The organism is Streptomyces sp. NPDC016469, from assembly GCF_040632905.1.
Lineage (GTDB): Bacteria > Actinomycetota > Actinomycetes > Streptomycetales > Streptomycetaceae > Streptomyces.
In genome coordinates this window covers 1-1020 of sequence record NZ_JBEYCQ010000139.1, presented here as the reverse complement: position 1 = coordinate 1020, position 1020 = coordinate 1, and the positions used below count along the sequence as shown (strand labels likewise).

General features: G+C 71.5%; 1 protein-coding gene. It reads right to left on the bottom strand.

The genetic code is table 11. From position 1 onward, the window contains the following. Positions 1 to 1020, bottom strand: a 1020-nt coding sequence (locus tag ABZ565_RS35820; RefSeq protein ID WP_361036504.1) for a condensation domain-containing protein, incomplete at both ends; no start/stop codon positions are given.

The window sequence follows — 1020 nt, the reverse complement described above, 5'->3', positions numbered from 1 at the left end:
GAACCCGAGCTGCGCGGTGGGCAGTTCGGCCAGACGGGACGCGGTCTCGGGGTTGAGGTAGCGCAGGAGGCCGTAGCCGATGCCATTGTCCGGCAAGGCGTGAAGCTGCTCCTTGACGGCCTTGAGCGCACCGCCCCAGTCCCCCTTCTCCCCCGCGTCCAGACGCACGGGGAACATGCTCGTGAACCAGCCCACCGTCCGCGACGTGTCCGCCCCCTCGACCACGTCCTCGCGGCCGTGCCCCTCCAGATCGACCAGCACAGTGCGGGAGCCTGACCCCCGCCAGTCGGCAACGGCAGCGGCGAACGCGGTGAGCAGCACGTCGTTCACACCCGCCCGGTACACCGCCGGAACCCGCGTGAGAAGGGAGTCGGTGACATCCGTGGGAAGCGTGAGGGACAGGTGCCGCACGGTGGCGGCGGTGTCCAGCTCCGGGTCGAGCCGGCGGGCCCCGATCATCGGATCGTCCCCGCTCAATATCTTTTCCCAGACCGGGAGTTCGGCGTCTCGATCTGCGGCGAGGCTGTGCAGTTCCTGGGCCCAGCGGCGGAACGAGGTCCCCACCGGTTCCAGCTCCGCACCCTCGTAGGCGCGCGCCAGATCCGGGAGCAGCACCCGCCACGACACCCCGTCCACCACCAGGTGGTGCAGGGTCAGCAGCAGCCGGCCCGCGTCCTCGAACCACACCGCCTGGACCATGACGCCCGCGTCCGGCGCAAGACGGTCCCGGGCAGCCGCCGCACCGAGGGAGATCTCCCCCTCGCCCCGGCTCAGCACATCCCCGGCCCGGACCGCACCCGGAGCGGCAACCTCCAGGCCCCACGTCCCACCGCCCCGGACCAGACGCGCACGCAGCACGTCATGACGGTCGAGGACGGCCTGAAGCGCCGACTCCAGCGCCTCGTACGTGACCCCATCCGGCGTCCGCACCAGCATCGCCTGGCTGAACCCGTCCACCGGACCGCCCAGCTCACGCAACCACGCCACGATCGGCGTCTCGACCACCGAGCCCAGACCCGC